Below are 18,032 nucleotides of genomic sequence, written 5' to 3'. Positions count from 1 at the left end.
CACCGTGTCCGCCAAAGTGATCGCCGACGACGTCGAGGCCCTGGCCGTCGCCGCCGCGCTCGCCGAGGAGTTCCGCGTCGGCGCCTCGGCACGGGACTCCGAACGGCGCCTCCCACGGGCAGAGTTGGATCGGCTCTCCGCCTCCGGGCTGCTCGCCGTCACCGTGCCGGCCGAGCACGGCGGGGCGGACGTACGGCAGGAAACCCTCGCGGAGATCTTCCGGCTGCTGGCCACGGCCGACGCCAGCATCGCCCAGATCCCGCAGAACCACTTCGTGTACGTGAACGTGCTGCGCCGCCAGGGCACCCCGGAGCAGCAGGCCTTCTTCTTCGGCGAGGTACTGGCCGGGCGCCGCTTCGGCAACGCCCAGTCGGAGGCGGGCACCCGACACATCCAGGACATCCGCACCCGCCTCGACCCCGGGCCCGACGGCTCGTACGTCCTCACCGGCGTCAAGCACTACTCCACCGGCGCCCTCTTCGCCGACTGGATCCCCGTCCTCGCCCGCGCCGTCGACGACAACCTGCACGTCGCCTACGTCCCCCGCGACGCCCACGGGGTCACGGTCGTCGACGACTGGGACGGTATGGGCCAGCGTACGACGGCCGGCGGCACCGTCCGACTCGACGCCGTACGCGTGTCCGCCGACCGTGTCGTCCCGCACCACCTCACCTTCCAAGGCCCTCAACTCCATGGGGCGGTGGCCCAGTTGCTGCACGCCGCCATCGACGCCGGGGTCGCCGCGGGCGCACTGGCCGAGGCCGCCGAGTTCGTCCGCACCAAGAGCAGGCCCTGGTTCGAGAGCGGCTTCGACACGGCGGCCGAGGACCCGCTCCTCATCCAGCGCTTCGGTGAACTCGCCGTCCAGGTAAGGGCGTCCGAGGCGCTGCTGGGCGTCGCGGCACGCACGGTCGACGTGGCCCGCGACGAGCTGACCGAGGACTCGGCGGCCGAGGCGTCCATCGCGGTGGCCGCCGCGAAGGTGCACACCTCCGCCACCGCCGTGGAGGTGGCGGGCGCCCTCTTCGAGCTGTCCGGCACCCGTTCGGCCCTGAACGCCCTCAATCTGCACCGGCATTGGCGCGACGCCCGCACCCACACCCTGCACGACCCGGCCCGCTGGAAGATCCAGCACATCGGCCGATACGTACTGGGGGGTATCAAGCCACCCCGCCACGGCCTGCTGTAACCCCACTCGCTCATCCGCCCCCCCGCGATCGGAGAACGCCGCCGTGTCCCTCACCTTCCACTGGTTCCTGCCCACCAACGGCGACAGCCGCCATGTCGTCGGCGGCGGTCACGGCACCCCCGCCACCGCCTCCGGCCGGGACCGGCCGCCGACGGTCGCCTATCTGAGCCAGATCGCCCGCGCCGCCGAGGACCTGGGCTTCGTCGGCGTGCTCACGCCCACCGGCGCCTGGTGCGAGGACGCCTGGCTGACCACCGCGATGGTCAGCCAGCACACCGAACGGCTGAAGTTCCTGGTCGCCTTCCGTCCCGGCTTCGTCTCACCCACGCTCGCCGCGCAGATGGCGGCCACCTTCCAGCGGAAGACCGGTGGCCGGCTGCTCCTCAACGTGGTCACGGGGGGCGAGAGCCACGAGCAGCGTGCCTACGGCGACTTCCTCGACAAGGACGCGCGCTACCGCCGTACGGGCGAATTCCTCCAGATCGTGCGGGACTTGTGGGACGGCAAGACCGTCGACCTGTCCGGTGAGCACCTCCAGGTCGAGGACGCCAGGCTGGCCCGGGTCCCCGACCCGGTCCCCGAGGTCTATTTCGGCGGCTCCTCACCCATCGCGGGCGAGATCGCCGCCCGCCACGTCGACGTCTATCTCACCTGGGGCGAACCGCCCGCCCAGGTCGCCGAGAAGATCGCCTGGGTACGCCGGCTGGCGGCGAAGGAAGGACGCACCGTCCGCTTCGGCATCCGGCTGCACGTCATCACGCGCGACACCGCCGAGCAGGCCTGGGCCGAGGCCCACAAGCTCCTGGACGGCTTCGACCCGGACACCGTGAAGTCCGTCCAGGCAGGCCTTGCCCGCAGCGAGTCGGAGGGCCAGCAGCGCATGCTCGCCCTCCACGGCGGCAACCGCGAGGATCTGGAGATCCACCCCAACCTGTGGGCCGGTATCGGCCTCGTCCGCGGCGGCGCGGGCACCGCCCTGGTCGGCAGCCACGACGAGGTCGCCGAGCGGATCAAGGAGTACCACGCCCTCGGCATCGACGAGTTCGTCCTCTCCGGCTACCCGCACCTGGAGGAGGCGTACTGGTTCGGCGAGGGCGTCCTGCCGCGCCTGGCCGCGCGGGGACTGTGGCGGCACCCGTTCGCACCGACGCCCGCCCCCGCCGCGCAGGTGCCCTTCACGAGCTGAGCGATCCGAGCGCACCGAGGTGAGCGGCGCGCACCTGGGCGGTCTGCCCCTGCACCAGCAGGAACATCCCCTCGCGTGCCAGCCGCTGCGCCGGGCTGCCCAGGGCCATCGCGCGCCCGCCACCGGCCACGACCGCCGCGGTCGTCGCGGCGCGCATGAGGTCGTACGCCCGCGTCTTGACCGCCAGCCGCTCCTCGATCCGCTCGGTGGGCACCGGGTGGTCGGCGAGCTCGTACGCCTGTCGCCTGACCTCGTCGAGGCGGGCGCGGAGCACCTGCCCGGTCTCCTTCCCCGCGGGATCGCCCTCCAACAGGTCGAGCGCCGACGCGGTGACCCCGAAGACGGCCGGTGAGGCGTTGGTGTTCTTGGGGCGATCGGTGACCGCCCAGGACTCGTACGGCGTGCGCAGGGCCACGGCCTCGTCCGGGAGCCACAGCCCGTCCAGCTCCAGGGACACCGTGCGCGAGGCGGTGAGCGCCGCCAGCCGCATCGGCGGCGAAGGGCGCAGTCCGGGCTGCTCACGCGCCTCGGTGAACGCGAACAGCGCCTCGTCCGCGTCCGTCACCCCGGCGAGCAGCATCACGTCGTTCAGTCCCCAGCCCGTGTACCAGGGGACCGTCCCGTCGAAGCGCCAGCCGCCACGCGCGCGGGTGACCCGGACGGGGATCCGCGGGTAGGCCCGAAGCTGCGCGTACGCGACCCCGGACAGCAGCTCACCCCGCGCCAGTGGGCCCAACAACCGTTCCCGCGCAGCGAGTTCGCCCTTCGTCAGAGTCATGACCGGAGTGTGGTGCTGGGTCTGCACGAACCAGGTGGAACAGCACGCCCCGGCCAGGATCTCGGAGGTCTCCCGGACCACCGCGGCGGGCGCGGCCGACCCGCCGTAGGACGCCGGCGCGTTCACCCCGAGCAGCCCCGACCGTTTGACCGCCTCGATGCTGTCGGTCGGCACGCCCTCCTGGTCCACGCGCTCCGCCCGCGGGGCCAGCACCTCGGCCGCCAGCCGTCCGGCCGCGGTGACGAGGGGATGCGGTGCGGTGGTCATCGAAGAAATCTCCCGCCGTCGTCGTGTCGTGTGTCGATCCGGCCGTCTCCCGTTCGTGTAGTCAGTGCAAGACCGCCCGAGAACGAGCCGAGAACGACACGGCCGAGGAGCACACATCATGAAGTACTACCTGCTGAGCGTCATGCAGCCGTCCGGCGAGCCGCCCGCGCCCGAGATCCTGAAGGAGATCATGCACAATCTCGACGTCTTCCACGCGGAGCTGCGCGAGGCCGGGGCGTGGGTGTTCGCCGGGGGACTGCACGGACCGGAGACGGCCACCGTGGTACGCGCCAAGGACGGCGACGTGCTCGTCACCGACGGCCCGTACACCGAGAGCAAGGAGTACCTGGGCGGGATCTGCCTGATCAAGGCTCCCGACCTCGACGCGGCGCTGGAATGGGGCCGCAAGGCGACGGTGGCGACCACGCTCCCCATCGAGGTGCGGCCCTTCATGGGCGAAGCCGAGGACGGATGACCCCGAACGCCGACATCGAGGCCGTGTTCCGCGCCGAATACGGCCGCGCGGTCGCCGTCCTCGTCCGCTTCCTCGGCGACATCGACCTCGCCGAGGAAGCGGTCCAGGACGCCTTCACCACCGCTCTGGTGAAGTGGCCGGAGTCGGGCATCCCACCGAGCCCGGCCGGGTGGATCATCACCACCGCACGCAACCGCGCCGTCGACCGGTTGCGTCGCGAGTCCACGCGCGAGGCCCGGCACGCCGAGGCCGACCGGCTCTACGCGCGGGACGAACCGGCCGAGGAGGGCCCCGTGCGCGACGACCGGCTCCGCCTGATCTTCACCTGCTGTCATCCCGCGCTCGCCACGCAGGCTCAGGTCGCGCTCACCCTGCGCCTGCTCGGCGGCCTCACCACCCCACAGATCGCCCGCGCCTTCCTCGTCCCCGAGCCCACGATGGCCCAGCGGCTTGTCCGGGCCAAGGCCAAGATCCGCGACGCCCGCATCCCGTACCGCATCCCGCGCGACGCGGACCTCCCGGACCGCGTCAAGGGAGTGCTCGCGGTCGTCTACCTCATCTTCAACGAGGGGTACGGCGGCCGGGCGGACCTGTGCGCGGAGGCCGTCCGGCTCGGGCGACTCCTCGTCGAGCTGATGCCGGACGAGCCCGAGGCGCTCGGCCTGCTCGCGCTGATGCTCCTCGTCGAGTCGCGCCGGCCGGCCCGCACCACACCGGACGGCGACCTGGTCCTCCTCCCCGACCAGGACCGCTCCCGGTGGGACCGCGATCTCATCACCGAGGGACAGACCCTCGTGCGCCGCTGTCTGCGCCGCGACCGGCCGGGCCCCTACCAGATCCAGGCCGCGGTCAACGCCGTGCACAGCGACGCCCCGACCGCGGCCGCCACGGACTGGGGCCAGATCCTCCAGCTCTACGACCAGCTGGCCGCGCTCGCCCCGAGCCCGGTGGTCGCCCTCAACCGGGCCGTCGCCGTCGCCGAGGTCGACGGCGCGGAGCAGGCGCTCGCCCTCGTCGACGCGGTCGACCTGGACGGCTACCACGCCTTCCACGCCGTACGAGCGGATCTGCTGCGCCGCCTCGGCAGGAGCGCCGAGGCCGTACGGGCGTACGAGGCGGCCATCGCGCTGACCGACAGCGCACCGGAGCGCGCCTACCTCGAACGGGCCCGCGCGGCACTCCTGTGAAGCCGAGCACCGCGCGGGCCCGGCTGAGCCGCGCGCCCGTACGAGCCGGGAGACGCCCGCGCTCACACGCTGAGCGCCTCCCGTACCGACCGCTCGGCCTCCTGCCCGCCCTCGCCGGACGAGGTGACCCGGCCCGCCTCCAGGACGTAGTACCGCTGCGCCGCCCGCATTGCGAAGCCGACGTGCTGCTCGACCAGCAGGACCGACAGCCCGCCACGGGCGGCCAGGGCGAGGATCGTCTCCTCGATCTCGGCGACGACGGACGGCTGGATGCCCTCCGTGGGTTCGTCGAGGAGGAGGATCCGGGGGTCCGTCACCAGGGCGCGGGCGAGGGAAAGCTGCTGCCGCTGGCCGCCCGAGAGCAGCCCGGCCCGACGGTTCGACAGGGTCCGCAGCGCCGGGAACAGGTCCAGCGCCTCGGCGATCGCCGCCTTGCCGCGCCTGCGCCCGTCCGCGACCAGCTGGAGGTTCTCGGCGGTCGTGAGGTGCGGGAAGGCCTGCTGGCCCTGGGGGACGTACGCCATGCCGCGCGCCACCCGCTCGTGCGGCTTGCGGCGGGTGATGTCCTCGCCGTCGAGACGGACGTGGCCGCTCTGCGGGGTGAGCAGTCCGACGGCGGCGCGCAGCAGGGTGCTCTTGCCCGCGCCGTTGTGTCCGAGCACGGCCGCCACTCCGTCGCGCGGGACCTCGACGCGGACGCCGTGCAGGACGGTACCGCGGTGGTAGCCGACGCGTACGTCGTCGATCTCCAGCATCACGTCAGGCCTCCTGTACGGCGGTCGGTTCGGGCATCCTCGTCGTGGCGTCCCCGGTGGCCGCGTGCCCGAGGTAGACCTCCTGCACCTTGGGATCCGCCTGTACCTCGGCCACCGTCCCCTCGCTGAGCACCCTGCCCGCGTGCAGCACGCTGACGCTGCGCGCGAAGGAGCGCATGAAGTCCATGTCGTGCTCGATGACGACCACCGTCCGCTCCTGGCTGATGCGCCGCAACAGCTCGCCGGTGGCCTGCCGTTCGTCGTGGCTCATGCCGGCCACGGGCTCGTCGAGCAGCAGCAGCCGGACGTCCTGGACGAGCAGCATGCCGATCTCCAGCCACTGTTTCCGGCCGTGCGCGAGGGTCCCGGCGAGGCTGTCGGTGACGTCCGTCAGGCCCACCGTCTCCAGGGCGCGCGCGACGGCCTGCGGCACACCCTTGCGGCGCCGCAGCATGGTGAGCATGCCGCGGCCCGCGCCCGCCGCGATGTCCAGGTTCTGCAGGACCGTCAACTCCTCGAAGACGGTGGCCGTCTGGAAGGTGCGGCCGATTCCCGAGCGGGCGATCCGGTGCACACTGCGGCCGAGGAGGTCCTCGCCTGCGAAGCGCACCGACCCCTCCGCCTTCACGAGGCCGGTGACGGCGTCGACCAGGGTCGTCTTGCCCGCGCCGTTCGGTCCGATGAGGAAGCGCAGATCGCCGGGGCCGACGTCGAGGTCCACTCCGTCGACGGCTGTGAAACCGTCGAAGGACACGCGCAGTCCCCGTATCTCCAGGCTGCGGAGCCTGGTCCCCGGCCCGGGCTCGGTGGTCGTCGGATCCGTCATGCCGCTTCTCCCTCCGACGCCCCGCTCGCCCTGCGCCGCCGGACGATCCCCACCAGTGAGGCGAGGCCGCCCGGCAGGAAGGCCAGGGCCACGATGAACAGCAGTCCCTGGAAGTAGGTCCAGGCCGCGGGGAACTCCTCGGACAGCGCGGTCCTGGCCCAGGCGACCGCGATCGCGCCGAGCACCGCGCCCACCAGGCTCGCCCGGCCGCCGACCGCGGCGCCGATGACGAGTTCGATGGACGGCACGATTCCGATCAGCGCGGGGGAGATGATGCCCACCGCGGGCACGAACAGCGCGCCCGCGAGTCCGGCCGTGCCCGCCGCGACGACGTACGCGACGAGCTTCACGTTCGCCGGGTCGTACCCGAGGAAGCGCACCCGCTCCTCCGAGTCCCGTACGGCGACCAGGAGTTCGCCGTACCGGCTGTGGATGAGCTGGCGGACCAGGGCGATCAGGAGCAGCAGGACGGCCGCGATGACGAAGTACACCATCCGCTGGTTGACCGGGTCGTCGAGGTCGTAGCCGAAGAAGCCCTGGATGTCGGTGAGTCCGTTGGTGCCGCCGGTGGTGGCCTGCTGGCCGACCAGCCAGATCGCGAAGGCCGCGGCGAGGGCCTGGCTGAGGATCGCGAAGTACGCGCCCTTGACCCGGCGGCGGAAGATGAACGAGCCGAGGATCGCCGCGACGGCCATCGGCAGCACGACGGTCGCGGCGAGCGCGAAGACCGGGTTGGCGAACGGCCGCCACCACCACGGGAGTTCGGTCGCGGTGCCGTACAGCTGCATGAAGTCGGGGACCTGGCCGGGGCCGGCGTCCGCGATCTTCAGATGCATCGCCATGGCGTAGCCGCCGAGCCCGAAGAACACGCCCTGCCCGAGCGTCAGCAGTCCGCCGCGCCCCCAGGCCAGGCAGATGCCGACCGCGACGATCGCGGTGCACAGGTACTTGGCGAGCAGCCCGAGGCGGAAGTCGGAGAGCGCGAGCGGGGCCACGGCGAACAGCACGACGGCGGCCGCGGCGAAACCGGCCGCGGGGCGTAGGGCGGTCAACCGGCCGTTCGTTGCCGGGAGTTGCCGCACCGGCGGAGCCGCAGGAGTGGTGGTCGTCATACGAGACTCCTCGTCCGCACCGTGTACAGGCCCTGGGGCCGCCACTGCAGGAACGCGACGATGGCCACGAGGACCAGCACCTTCGCGACGCTGACCGTGGTCGAGTACTCCAGCACGGACTGCAGCACTCCCAGCACGAAGGCGACGATGACGCTGCCCTTGAGCTGTCCGATGCCGCCCACCACGATCACGAGGAAGGCGTCGATGATGACGTTGGTGCCCATCGTGGGCCCGATCGGACCGACGAGTGTCAGCGCGACCCCGGCGATCCCGGCGAGGCCCGAACCGATGAAGAACGCGGTGCGGTCGACGCGGCCGGTGGAGATGCCGGACACCTCGGCGAGGTCCCGGTTCTGCACGACGGCGCGGATACGCCGCCCCAGCGGGGTCAGCCGCAGCGTGAGCGACAGTGCGACCACCGCCGCGATCGCCAGCCCCAGGATGAACAGACGGCTGCTCGCGAAGGTGAGCGGATCATCACCGCCGATGACGGTGATGTTCCCGGTCAGGACGTCCGGCGCGCGGGTCTGCACATTGGGCGCGCCGAAGATGTCCCGGGCGAGCTGCTGGAGCATCAGCGAGACACCCCAGGTGACCAGCAGGGTGTCCAGGGGACGCAGATAGAGCCGGCGGATGAGCAGCCATTCGAGCAGTGCGCCCAGGGCGCCCGAGACGAGGAAGGCGACGGGCAGCGCGACGATCAGTGAGAGGCCCGCGCCGGTGATGGACTTCTGGAGGACGTACGTGGTGTAGGCGCCGGCCATGATGAACTCGCCGTGGGCCATGTTGATGACGTTCATCTGGCCGAAGGTGAGCGACAGGCCGAGCGCGATGAGCAGCAGGACGGCACCGATGCTGACACCGGTGAACATCTGCCCGAGGATCACGGTCATGGGGCGGCTCCGGGGAGACGGGACACGGGACACACGGGGGCCTCTCGTCATGGACGAGGTCCGTGGTGGCCGAGGCCCCCGTGCGACGGGCGGTCAGGAGAGGCCGGAGGCCCAGGAGTAGCCCTTGAGGAACGGGTCCGGCTTGATCGGCTTGCCCGAGTTCCACACTTCCTGGATCAGCCCGTCGGTGCCGACCTTGCCGATGCGGGCGGTCTTGTAGATGTGCTGGCTGGCGCCGTCGACCGTGACCTTGCCCTCGGGTGCCTCGAAGGTGATGCCGTCGGAGGCCGCCTTGACCTTCTCCGGGTCGAAGGACTTCGCCTTCTCGACCATCGCCTTCCACAGGTAGACCGAGGTGTACGCGGCCTCCATCGGGTCACTGGTCGGCTTGTCCTGGCCGTACTCGGCCTTGTACGCCTTCACGAACTTGCCGTTCGCCGCGCCGGGGGTCGTCTGGTAGTAGTTCCAGGCCGTCAACTGGCCCGCCAGGTACTGCGATCCGATCGACTTGACCTCCTCCTCGGCGATCGACACCGAGACCACCGGCATGCTGGCGGCGGTCAGCCCCGCGGACTTGTACTCCTTGAAGAAGGCCACGTTCGAGTCGCCGTTGAGGGTGTTGAAGACCGCGTCCGCCTTCGACGCCTTCACCTTGTTGGCGATCGTGCTGAACTCCGTCGAGCCCAGCGGCGCGTAGTCCTCGCCGAGCACGGTCATGCCGTTGGCCTTCGCGTACGCCTTGATCTCCTTGTTGGCGGTGCGCGGGAAGACGTAGTCGCTGCCGACGAGGTAGATCTTCTTCCTGCCCTGCGACTTGAGGTAGTCGAGCGCGGGGACGATCTGCTGGTTGGTGGTCGCGCCGGTGTAGAAGATGTAGGGGGACTCCTCCAGGCCCTCGTACTGCACGGGGTAGAACAGCAGCGACTTGTTCTTCTCGAAGACCGGCTTGACGGCCTTGCGGCTCGCCGATGTCCAGCAGCCGAACGTGGCCGCGACCCGGTCCTCCTTGATGAGCTTGCTCGCCTTCTCGGCGAAGGTCGGCCAGTCGGAGGCGCCGTCCTCGCTGATCGGCTTGATCTTCTTGCCGAGCACTCCGCCGGAGGCGTTGATCTCGTCGATCGCCAGCTTCAGCGAATCGCGCACGGTCACCTCGCTGATCGCCATGGTGCCGGAGAGCGAGTTGAGGAGTCCGACCTTGACCGTGTCACCGCTGGTGTCGGCCTGCGCCGCCTTGTCGGACGCACCGCCGGCGTCGGTCTTCGCGCCGCACGCGGAGAGCGCGACGACCGCGGCGAGCGCCGCGGTGCCGGCCATGAACCGACGCCTGGAGGTGCTGGAAACCCGGGAAGCGCTGGAAACCGGGGAAACCCTGGGAAGCCTGGAAACGCTGGACAAAAGAACCCCCTAAGTCCCATGAGGGGACAGCCGAAAAGAGAGAGACAGCCCTTCAGGGGCGGTGATGGCGTGCGAGTCTCCAGCTTTCCGCTGATGGTGTGCCGACTGGTTCCTGAAGTGCGGTCACAGCCTCAAGTCGCCCTGTTTCCAAGGCGTTTCACCAGACTTTCCCGGCTGTATCTTCCCGCTCTCTCCGGGCAACAAAAAATGCCCGGGGCTGAATTCGATGTATGAATTCACAGATCGCCCGAGCATTCTCATTACTTCCTGTAGGAAGTATCTTGGTGCGGGTGCGGACATGTCAAGGGCGGGATCCGTGAAGATCGAGTTCGGCCACCACGTCGAAGTCGACGCCCTCGGCCCGCGCCAGATAGATCCGCTGTCGTACATGGCTGCCGCGCAGGTGGAGCAGTCCGCGCGGCCCCTCGTACGACACGGTGTCGGCCGCCGCTCCGATCGCCGACACGTCGAGCGAACCGGCCCGGGCGATGAGCGCGGCGAGCAACAGGACACCCTCGTAACAGGATTCGCCGAGGCTTCCGAGCGCCGGTGCCTCGACGCCGTACCTCCCGGCGTACCGGCCGTGGAAGTCGAGGGTGTCCTGATTCGCGAGCGAGGCGAAGAAGCCCGCCGTGCTGAAGAGGTCCGAGGTGGTGCTCGGACCGCTGGCCATCAGCATGTTCTCGTCCATGAGCGTGCTCAGCCGCAGACACCGTTCATCCAGTCCGGCCGCGGCGAACGCCCGGTTGAAGCGCACCGCGTCACTGCCCACCAACAGCATCAGGACGCCGTCCGCCTCCGACCGCTCGATGCGCCGCAGCACGCCGTCGAAGTCGTGGGTGCCGAGCGGCAGATAGGACTGCCCGCAGACGGAGGCCCCGGACTCGCGGGCGTACCCGAGCGCCGCACGGGCCGTACGGCGCGGCCATATGTAGTCGTTGCCGACGACGAACCAGCGCCGCACCCCGCGCTCGTGCGCCAGCAGTCCCATCGCGGGCCGGAGTTGATCGCGCGGTGTCTCGCTGGTGAGGAACACTCCCGCGGTGTGCTCGCCGCCCTCGTACAGCGCGGTGTAGACGTACGGCACCCGGTGCGCGATCCTCGGCGCCAGCGCCTGCCGCACCGAGGAGATGTGCCAGCCCGTGACACCCTGCACGACTCCCAGGTCCACCAGGGCCTCGACGTGGTCGGCGACGACGCCCGGCGGGGCGCCGCCGTCGACGGGCAGCAGCCGCAGTTCCTTGCCCAGGACGCCGCCCGCGCGATTGACCTCCTCCGTGGCCAGCCGCGCGCACAGCTCGCAGGTGGGCCCGAAGATGCCCGCCGACCCCTGGAGCGGGAAGACGAGCGCCACACCGAGCACGGAGTCGTCGGCCGTGAACCAGTCGAGCGGAGGGGGAGCGCTCCCGAACATGGCGTCATGATTTCGGGTCCCCGCGGTGAACTCCAGTCCGTCTCATACGATGTACGCACGCCATGACCAAGGAGCAGGATGGCCAGCCGATCCGCGCGTCAGCCTCAAGACCTGATGCGGCTCTTGACGCGGGCCGAACGGCTGGCCGCGCGCCGCCTCGAGGCCGTCCTGGACGAGGACGGCTGCTCGCTCGACGCCTGGCGGGTGCTCGTCCTGCTCTCCGACGGTGAGGGTCATCACATGACCGCGGTCGCCGAAGCCGCCTTCCTGCCGCCCGCGACGCTCACCAAGCTCGTGGACCAGCTCGTCGACCAGAACCTCGTCCACCGCCGCGTCGACCCCCTGGACCGGCGGCGCATCCTCGCCCATCTCACCCCCCGCGGCCAGACGTACTGGCGCCGCCTCGACCGCGAGGTCCGCGCGCGGTGCCCGGTCCTGAGCGACGGCGAGGACGAGCTGCTGCGGGGCCTGCTGGAGCGCCTGGTGGACACGCTCGACGCAGCTCCCGCGGAGCCCGCCCTCTGACGCCTTCGCGTGACGAGGTGAGCACGGTACGTGTTCTCCGTGTATCGGGAATTTATTTGGCTACATGAAAGGTTGGTGTTTACACCGAGCCTGCCGGCTCAAGACGACCGCCCGCGGGCCGCCAGGTCCGCACCGATCAGCGAGGCACCGTGAACGACCGCACCCCAGAGCAGCCCGCCGACCTCGTGGCCCGGCTGCGCACCACCTTCCGCTCCGGCCGCACCAAGCCCCTCGCGTGGCGCACCACCCAACTGCGCCGACTGCGCGAGCTGCTCATCACGCACGGCGCCGAGCTCGCGGAAGCCCTCCACGCGGACCTCGGCAAGAGTTCCACCGAGGCCTTCCGCACCGAGATCGACTTCACCGTGCGCGAGATCGACCACACCCTCGACCATCTCGAGGAGTGGCTGCGCCCCGAGTCCGCCCCGGTCCCCGCGCACCTCGGCGCCGACGCCACGGCCTGGACGCGATTCGACCCGCTGGGCGTCGTCCTGGTCATCGCCCCCTGGAACTATCCGGTGCAGCTTCTGCTGACGCCGATGCTCGGCGCGCTGGCCGCGGGCAACACCGTGGTCGTCAAGCCCAGCGAGCTCGCCCCCGCCACCTCCGCGGCCATCGCCCGGCTGCTGCCGCGCTACCTCGACACCGACGCGGTCGCCGTCGTCGAGGGCGCCGTCCCGGAGACCACCGCGCTGCTCGCGGAGCGTTTCGACCACATCTTCTACACCGGCAACGGCGCGGTCGGCCGGATCGTGATGCGGGCCGCCGCCGAGCACCTCACCCCCGTCGCCCTCGAACTGGGCGGCAAGTCCCCGGCGTTCGTCGACCGTGACGCCGACCTGTCCGTCGTCGCCGATCGGCTCGCCCGCGGCAAGTTCCTCAACGCCGGGCAGACCTGCGTCGCTCCGGACTACGTCCTCACCGACCCGGAGACCGCCCGCGCGCTGGAGCCCGAGCTCGCCCGCGCCGTCGAGGCCCTGTTCGGTGCCGATCCGCAGCGGTCGGGCGAGTACGGGCGGATCGTCAACGAGCGGCACTTCGACCGGCTCAGCTCGCTGCTCGACTCCGGCCGCGCCGTCATCGGCGGCACCGGCGACCGGGCCGCCAAGTACCTGGCGCCCACCGTCCTCGCCGACGTCGACCCCAAGGCGCCCGTGATGCAGGAGGAGATCTTCGGGCCGATCCTGCCGATCGTCACGGTGGCGGGGCTGGACGAGGCCGTCGACTTCATCAACGACCGCGACAAGCCGCTGGCGCTGTACGTCTTCACCGAGTCGGACGCCACCCGGGAGCGGTTCGCCGGGGAGACGTCCTCCGGAGGCCTCGGCTTCGGCCTGCCGCTCGCCCATCTGACCGTCTCCGACCTGCCGTTCGGCGGGGTCGGCGAGAGCGGCATGGGCAGCTACCACGGCCGCTACTCCATCGAGACGTTCAGCCACCGCAAGGCGGTGCTGGAGAAGCCGCTCGGCTAGGGCGTGTCCTGCCCTACGGTGCCCTGGCGGTTCGTCGCGGATCTGCCAGGGCACCGCCATGCTCGCCCGCCCGGCCTGGTGGCCTTCGTCCAACGCCTGACGGGCGTTCGGCACGTCCGCGGCGCTCTCTGCCAACGTTGTCAGATCTGACTGGTCTACACCCTTGACTGGTACATACCAAAGCGGTTGAGTGTGGCTCCACACCCCCCACCACGGCCGCCCCCGACGCCGTGGCCGGCTCCGCCGGCACGTGCGCACAAGGCTCCGCCCCGCGCTGCCCTTGTCCGGGAGCGGCCGTGTCCCGCAAAGGAGTTGACCTGTGTCGAGGCGCCGTATCTCCGCAGTCCTCACCGCCCTCGCCCTCGCGTCCGCCACCCCGGTGCTGCTACCGGCCTCCGGGGCCTCCGCCGCCGCCTGTTCGAGCTATCCGAACTGGGTGGCCGGGAGGTCGTACGTCACCGGTGACGTCGTCCGCTACACCGACGGGAAGACCTACATCGCCGAGCACGACAACCCGGGCTACGACCCCACCATCAGCACCTGGTACTGGGACCCCTACGCCTGCGACGGAGGTTCCACGCCTCCCTCCGACGGCTTCGTGGTGAGCGAGGCGCAGTTCAACCAGATGTTCCCGAACCGGAGTTCCTTCTACACCTACAGCGGTCTGCGGGCGGCGATGAGCGCCTATCCGGCCTTCGCCAACACCGGCAGCGACACCGTGAAGAAGCAGGAGGCCGCGGCCTTCCTCGCCAACGTCAGCCACGAGACCGGCGGCCTGGTCTACGTGGTGGAGCAGAACACCGCCAACTACCCCCACTACTGCGACTGGAGCCAGCCCTACGGCTGCCCGGCCGGACAGTCGGCCTACTACGGCCGCGGCCCGATCCAGCTCAGCTGGAACTTCAACTACAAGGCCGCGGGTGACGCGCTCGGCATCGACCTCCTCAACAACCCCTACCTGGTGCAGAACGACGCCGCCGTGGCCTGGAAGACCGGCCTCTGGTACTGGAACACCCAGACGGGGCCCGGCAGCATGACGGGCCACAACGCCATGGTCAACGGTGCGGGATTCGGCCAGACCATCCGCAGCATCAACGGCTCCCTGGAATGCGACGGCAAGAACCCGGCGCAGGTGCAGAGCAGGGTGGACGCCTATCAGCGGTTCGTGCAGATCCTCGGGACCTCGGCCGGCGGCAACCTCTACTGCTGATCGGCTGCCGACAGCAGCCGCCCGGGCCCGGAAAAGGTGTGCGAAACTGCCGCGATGACCTCGGAAACGATCACCGCGGCAGCCGCGGGCACCTGGACACTCGGAGATCTCCCCGTCCGCCGCATCGGCTTCGGCGCGATGCGGCTGACGGGCAGCGCGGCCTTCCACCTCGGCACTCCGAGCGGCCGGGACCGGTCGATCGCCGTGCTACGCCGCGCGATCGAACTGGGTGTCAACCACATCGACACCGCCGCGTTCTACTTCTCGTCGCTGCGCTCCGCGAACGAGCTGATCAACAGCGCGCTGGCCCCGTACGCGGACGACCTGGTCATCGCCTCCAAGGTCGGGCCGTTCCGCGACTACGGGGGGGAGTGGGGCACCCCGGCCCGGCCGGACCAGCTCCGCGCCCATGTCGAGGAGAACCTGCGGCAGTTGGGCCGCGACCACCTCGACCTCGTGTACCTGCGGCGGACGGGGCAGGACTCGATCGCCGAGCACTTCGGCGCACTGGCCGAGCTGCGCGAGGCGGGGCTGGTGCGGCACCTCGGCATCTCCAGCGTCACACCCCGGCACCTCGCGGAGGCGCAGGCCATCGCACCGGTGGTGAGCGTGCAGAACCAGTACGGGCTCGACTCCCCGAGCGCGGAGACCGACGAACTGCTGCGCAGGTGCGGGGAAACGGGCGTCGCGTTCGTGCCGTTCTTCGCGATCGCGGGCAAGGGCGGCGCGCAGGGGCCGAGCGGCGCCGACGGCGACGAGGTGCTCGCCGTGGCGCGTGCGCACGGCGTGACGCCCGCGCAGGTACGGCTCGCGTGGACCCTGCGGCAGGGTCCGCATGTGCTGGCCATCCCCGGCACCGGCAGCCCGGACCATCTCGTCGAGAACGTCGCCGCGGGCGCGCTGCGGCTCGCCGACGACGAGATGGCCCGCCTCGACGCCCTCCATCAGCCGGGCGAGTGACCGTAGGGGTCCGTCACCCGGGGCGGTCCTCGTCGGGCCGCCCCGGGCGACGTGCTCAGCCCAGCCGCTCGTGCAGGAAGCCCACCGTGCTCTCCCATGCCCGCGCGGCCGACTCGGGGTGGTACGTCTCCGGTCGGCCGTCGTTGAAGAAGGCGTGGCCGGCAGGGTAGAGACGGAAGTCCGCGGCGATGCCGGCCTGCTGCTGGATCGCCTTGCTCAGCTGCTCCAGGTTCTCCTTCGGGATGCTCGTGTCGAGTTCGCCGTAGTGACCCTGGATCTGCGCCTTCAGGTGGGAGAAGTCGGGCAGTTCACCCTGGATCACGCCGTAGAACGGCACCGCCGCGCTGACCCGGGGGTCGGCCGCGGCCAGGTAGAGGACGAAGCCGCCGCCCATGCAGAAGCCGACCGCGCCCACCGTGTCCGAGGTGACCTCGGGCAGCCCGAGCAGATGGTCGACCGCACCGGAGAGCAGCTCGACGCCGCGCGACACCGGCAGTTCCTTCATCATCCGGAAGGCCTCGCCGCTGTCATGGGCGACATTGCCGCCGTACAGGTCGGGCGCGAGGGCCACGAAGCCCTCGGCGGCCAGTCGGTCCGCCACCTGCGCGATGTGGTCGGTCAGACCCCACCACTCCTGGATGACGATCACCCCGGGTCCCTGGCCGGACGGCGGCAGCGCCAGATAGCCGTGGGCCGTGGTCCCGGCGCTGGGGAAGGTCACGTTCTGATGGGCGGGGGCTCCGGTCGGCTTCGGCAGCTCGGACATCGCACTCAACTCCTGTGGGGCAGCGCTCGCCAGGGGGGGGCAGCGCTTGGTAGGGGGGCGGCGGGGGCCGACCCGAGTCGATCTTCACGATGTCATGCGTGGGCGGCTCGCTTCAGCACGGTCCGCACGACGCGCCCTGCGGCCACCTTCCGCGGCGGGCTGTAGGGAGGACAACGTCCGCGGGGCGATGCGGGCGAGGGTGTAGACGCCGAGGCTCAGCCAGCACAGGGCGAACAGCCAGCCGCCGAGCACGTCGGAGAACCAGTGAACGCCCAGGTAGACCCTGGTGAGTCCGACCAGGACGGCCCAGCACGCGAGGAGCGCCGCGAGGGCCCGGCCGCCGCGTGGCGCCCGCGCGAGCACCGCGAGGACGAGCAGTCCGCCGGCGATGGCGGACGTGGTGGTGTGGCCCGACGGGAAGGACCAGCCGGAAGCTCGCGTGGCCCACTCCAGCGTCGCGGGGCGGGGGCGGGCGACCAGGGACATCACGCCGTACCGAACGGCCTGGGCGGCGGCGAGACAGCCGACGCAGCCCAGGGCGAAGAGCGTCCGCTGCCGCGCGGTGCGACCGAGGACGACGCCCGCCAGCGCGGCCATCGCATACGGCAGGACGCCCGTGCCCGTGTAGGTCAGCCCGCGGGCCAGGGCGAGCGCGACGGGCGGGCGGTGGTGCGCCGACCAGGCGTTGAGGTCCTGGTCACCGAAGAGCGGGGCGCCGTCCTGACCGGTCACGATCAGCGTCAGCAGCACGAAGGCCACCAGGCTGCCGACCGCGGTCGATCCCGCGAGGTCGGTCACGTCCGCGCGCTTCACGACAGGTCCCGGGGGACATCGGCCACGTACGTCAGCGCGGTGCGCAGGGCTGCGGACATCGACGAAGGCCCCTTCCCTCATGGGCGTGCGGGCGCGACGGAAGACCGCGTCCGCGATGACTACATTTCTGTAGACGGTCTACAGAAATGTAGACGATTGCCGGGCGGAGATCGTTCCCGCTGCGGACGTGAAAGCTGTGGACGTGAAAGACGAACGCCGACCGGGTGCGGTCCGATCCCGGCGCGGACCCTGCCCGTGGGGTCCCGGCCGGCGTGCCCAGCGTCCCGCACCTCGCCGCGCCCTGCGACCCGGCGTCCGGGTGTCAGGACGGGAGCATCCGATGGGATGCCGTACCCTAACGTGTTACGTATAACTACCTAAGGGGTCCCGATGCGACGCATCGCGCTGGTCACCCTCGTCGTCGACGACTACGACGAGGCGATCCGCTTCTACACCGAAGCCCTCGGGTTCCGGCTCGTCGAGGACCAGCCGCGGCCCGACGGCTCGCGCTGGGTCGTCGTCGAGCCGGGCACGGAGGGCGGCGGCAGCGGACTGCTGCTGGCCCGGGCCAAGGACGAGGCACAGCGCGGGCGGGTGGGCGACCAGACCGGCGGGCGCGTGGGCTTCTTCCTGCACACCGACGACTTCGCCCGCGACCACGCCCGCATGCGCGAGGCGGGCGTGACCTTCCTGGAGGAGCCGCGCCACGAACCGTACGGCTCGGTCGTCGTCTTCCAGGACCTGTACGGGAACCGCTGGGACCTGCTCCAGCCCGCCACCGCCTGACTCATCCACCAAGCCGCTCAGAA

18 protein-coding genes are annotated in these 18,032 nt (G+C 70.9%); 9 read left to right on the top strand and 9 right to left on the bottom strand.

What is annotated here, in order from left to right; translation table 11 throughout:
- The first annotated feature begins 4 nt into the window (after positions 1-4).
- Together OG568_RS05670 and OG568_RS05665 are read left to right on the top strand one after the other, a co-directional pair.
- On the top strand, positions 5-1,189 hold the full coding sequence (locus OG568_RS05670) for an SfnB family sulfur acquisition oxidoreductase (RefSeq protein ID WP_329530562.1): 1,185 nt from the start codon (positions 5-7) through the stop codon (positions 1,187-1,189).
- Positions 1,190-1,232: 43 nt separating this feature from the next.
- A complete protein-coding gene (locus OG568_RS05665) occupies positions 1,233-2,375 on the top strand; it encodes an LLM class flavin-dependent oxidoreductase (RefSeq protein ID WP_329530561.1) in 1,143 nt (380 codons plus the stop codon).
- On the opposite strand, the gene OG568_RS05660 is transcribed toward OG568_RS05665, so the two are convergent.
- On the bottom strand, positions 2,365-3,420 hold the full coding sequence (locus OG568_RS05660; protein ID WP_329530560.1) for an acyl-CoA dehydrogenase family protein: 1,056 nt from the start codon (positions 3,418-3,420) through the stop codon (positions 2,365-2,367). The genes OG568_RS05665 and OG568_RS05660 overlap by 11 nt on opposite strands.
- 118 nt (positions 3,421-3,538) lie before the next feature.
- On the opposite strand from OG568_RS05660, the gene OG568_RS05655 reads away from it, so the two are divergent.
- Positions 3,539-3,895 carry a YciI family protein gene (locus OG568_RS05655; protein ID WP_266589165.1) on the top strand — a complete coding sequence of 119 codons (357 nt, stop codon included), beginning with the start codon at positions 3,539-3,541 and terminating at the stop codon, positions 3,893-3,895.
- Complete coding sequence (locus OG568_RS05650; RefSeq protein ID WP_329530559.1) at positions 3,892-5,082, top strand: RNA polymerase sigma factor; 1,191 nt, start codon at positions 3,892-3,894, stop codon at positions 5,080-5,082. The genes OG568_RS05655 and OG568_RS05650 overlap by 4 nt, the downstream gene beginning before the upstream one ends.
- Positions 5,083-5,144: 62 nt before the next feature.
- Here OG568_RS05650 and urtE read toward each other — a convergent pair whose 3' ends face one another.
- From urtE to OG568_RS05620, 6 genes are all read right to left on the bottom strand, one after another.
- Complete coding sequence (gene urtE / locus OG568_RS05645; protein WP_329536268.1) at positions 5,145-5,837, bottom strand: urea ABC transporter ATP-binding subunit UrtE; 693 nt, start codon at positions 5,835-5,837, stop codon at positions 5,145-5,147.
- Positions 5,838-5,841: 4 nt separating this feature from the next.
- Complete coding sequence (gene urtD, locus OG568_RS05640; RefSeq protein WP_329530558.1) at positions 5,842-6,663, bottom strand: urea ABC transporter ATP-binding protein UrtD; 822 nt, start codon at positions 6,661-6,663, stop codon at positions 5,842-5,844.
- Positions 6,660-7,775, bottom strand: a complete 1,116-nt coding sequence (urtC, locus tag OG568_RS05635) for an urea ABC transporter permease subunit UrtC (RefSeq protein ID WP_329530557.1) — start codon at positions 7,773-7,775, stop codon at positions 6,660-6,662. The genes urtD and urtC overlap by 4 nt, the downstream gene beginning before the upstream one ends.
- Complete coding sequence (gene urtB / locus OG568_RS05630) at positions 7,772-8,668, bottom strand: urea ABC transporter permease subunit UrtB (protein WP_266425181.1); 897 nt, start codon at positions 8,666-8,668, stop codon at positions 7,772-7,774. The genes urtC and urtB overlap by 4 nt, the downstream gene beginning before the upstream one ends.
- A gap of 93 nt (positions 8,669-8,761) precedes the next feature.
- Positions 8,762-9,982, bottom strand: coding sequence for an urea ABC transporter substrate-binding protein (gene urtA, locus OG568_RS05625; RefSeq protein ID WP_329530556.1), 1,221 nt, complete (start codon positions 9,980-9,982; stop codon positions 8,762-8,764).
- A gap of 382 nt (positions 9,983-10,364) precedes the next feature.
- Positions 10,365-11,477 (bottom strand): substrate-binding domain-containing protein, encoded by a 1,113-nt coding sequence (locus tag OG568_RS05620; protein WP_329530555.1) that lies wholly within the window; start codon positions 11,475-11,477, stop codon positions 10,365-10,367.
- Positions 11,478-11,555: 78 nt separating this feature from the next.
- Between OG568_RS05620 and OG568_RS05615 the strand changes: the two genes are divergently transcribed.
- The 4 genes from OG568_RS05615 to OG568_RS05600 all read left to right on the top strand — a co-directional run bounded on the left by OG568_RS05615 (position 11,556) and on the right by OG568_RS05600 (position 15,644).
- Positions 11,556-12,002 (top strand): MarR family winged helix-turn-helix transcriptional regulator, encoded by a 447-nt coding sequence (locus tag OG568_RS05615; RefSeq protein WP_266632930.1) that lies wholly within the window; start codon positions 11,556-11,558, stop codon positions 12,000-12,002.
- 149 nt (positions 12,003-12,151) lie between these two features.
- Positions 12,152-13,474, top strand: coding sequence for an aldehyde dehydrogenase family protein (locus OG568_RS05610; protein WP_329530554.1), 1,323 nt, complete (start codon positions 12,152-12,154; stop codon positions 13,472-13,474).
- A gap of 319 nt (positions 13,475-13,793) precedes the next feature.
- A complete protein-coding gene (locus OG568_RS05605; RefSeq protein ID WP_266589185.1) occupies positions 13,794-14,684 on the top strand; it encodes a glycoside hydrolase family 19 protein in 891 nt (296 codons plus the stop codon).
- Between the two features lie 54 nt (positions 14,685-14,738).
- Positions 14,739-15,644 (top strand): aldo/keto reductase, encoded by a 906-nt coding sequence (locus OG568_RS05600; protein WP_329530553.1) that lies wholly within the window; start codon positions 14,739-14,741, stop codon positions 15,642-15,644.
- Positions 15,645-15,699: 55 nt separating this feature from the next.
- On the opposite strand, the gene OG568_RS05595 is transcribed toward OG568_RS05600, so the two are convergent.
- Positions 15,700-16,410, bottom strand: coding sequence for a dienelactone hydrolase family protein (locus OG568_RS05595; RefSeq protein WP_329530552.1), 711 nt, complete (start codon positions 16,408-16,410; stop codon positions 15,700-15,702).
- Positions 16,411-16,494: 84 nt separating this feature from the next.
- Positions 16,495-17,223: a phosphatase PAP2 family protein gene (locus tag OG568_RS05590; RefSeq protein ID WP_329530551.1), complete on the bottom strand. Its 729-nt coding sequence runs from the start codon at positions 17,221-17,223 to the stop codon at positions 16,495-16,497.
- Positions 17,224-17,613: 390 nt separating this feature from the next.
- Between OG568_RS05590 and OG568_RS05585 the strand changes: the two genes are divergently transcribed.
- Positions 17,614-18,009 (top strand): VOC family protein, encoded by a 396-nt coding sequence (locus OG568_RS05585; protein WP_054233807.1) that lies wholly within the window; start codon positions 17,614-17,616, stop codon positions 18,007-18,009.
- Positions 18,010-18,032 lie beyond the last annotated feature (23 nt).

Source organism: Streptomyces sp. NBC_01450 (assembly GCF_036227505.1).
In the GTDB taxonomy this organism is placed as follows: Bacteria; Actinomycetota; Actinomycetes; order Streptomycetales; family Streptomycetaceae; genus Streptomyces.
Note: the sequence above shows the minus strand (reverse complement) of the source record. Positions and strands in the feature narration are given on the sequence as shown.

Bases quoted from the DNA above. Each gene is read 5' to 3' on its own strand.
- OG568_RS05660 (WP_329530560.1), bottom strand. From the start codon at position 3,420: ATGACCACCGCACCGCATCCCCTCGTCACCGCGGCCGGACGGCTGGCG.
- OG568_RS05655 (WP_266589165.1), top strand. From the start codon at position 3,539: ATGAAGTACTACCTGCTGAGCGTCATGCAGCCGTCCGGCGAGCCGCCC.
- OG568_RS05650 (WP_329530559.1), top strand. From the start codon at position 3,892: ATGACCCCGAACGCCGACATCGAGGCCGTGTTCCGCGCCGAATACGGC.
- urtE (WP_329536268.1), bottom strand. From the start codon at position 5,837: ATGCTGGAGATCGACGACGTACGCGTCGGCTACCACCGCGGTACCGTC.
- urtD (WP_329530558.1), bottom strand. From the start codon at position 6,663: ATGACGGATCCGACGACCACCGAGCCCGGGCCGGGGACCAGGCTCCGC.
- urtC (WP_329530557.1), bottom strand. From the start codon at position 7,775: ATGACGACCACCACTCCTGCGGCTCCGCCGGTGCGGCAACTCCCGGCA.
- urtB (WP_266425181.1), bottom strand. From the start codon at position 8,668: ATGACCGTGATCCTCGGGCAGATGTTCACCGGTGTCAGCATCGGTGCC.
- urtA (WP_329530556.1), bottom strand. From the start codon at position 9,982: ATGGCCGGCACCGCGGCGCTCGCCGCGGTCGTCGCGCTCTCCGCGTGC.
- OG568_RS05620 (WP_329530555.1), bottom strand. From the start codon at position 11,477: ATGTTCGGGAGCGCTCCCCCTCCGCTCGACTGGTTCACGGCCGACGAC.
- OG568_RS05615 (WP_266632930.1), top strand. From the start codon at position 11,556: ATGGCCAGCCGATCCGCGCGTCAGCCTCAAGACCTGATGCGGCTCTTG.
- OG568_RS05600 (WP_329530553.1), top strand. From the start codon at position 14,739: ATGACCTCGGAAACGATCACCGCGGCAGCCGCGGGCACCTGGACACTC.
- OG568_RS05595 (WP_329530552.1), bottom strand. From the start codon at position 16,410: ATGTCCGAGCTGCCGAAGCCGACCGGAGCCCCCGCCCATCAGAACGTG.
- OG568_RS05585 (WP_054233807.1), top strand. From the start codon at position 17,614: ATGCGACGCATCGCGCTGGTCACCCTCGTCGTCGACGACTACGACGAG.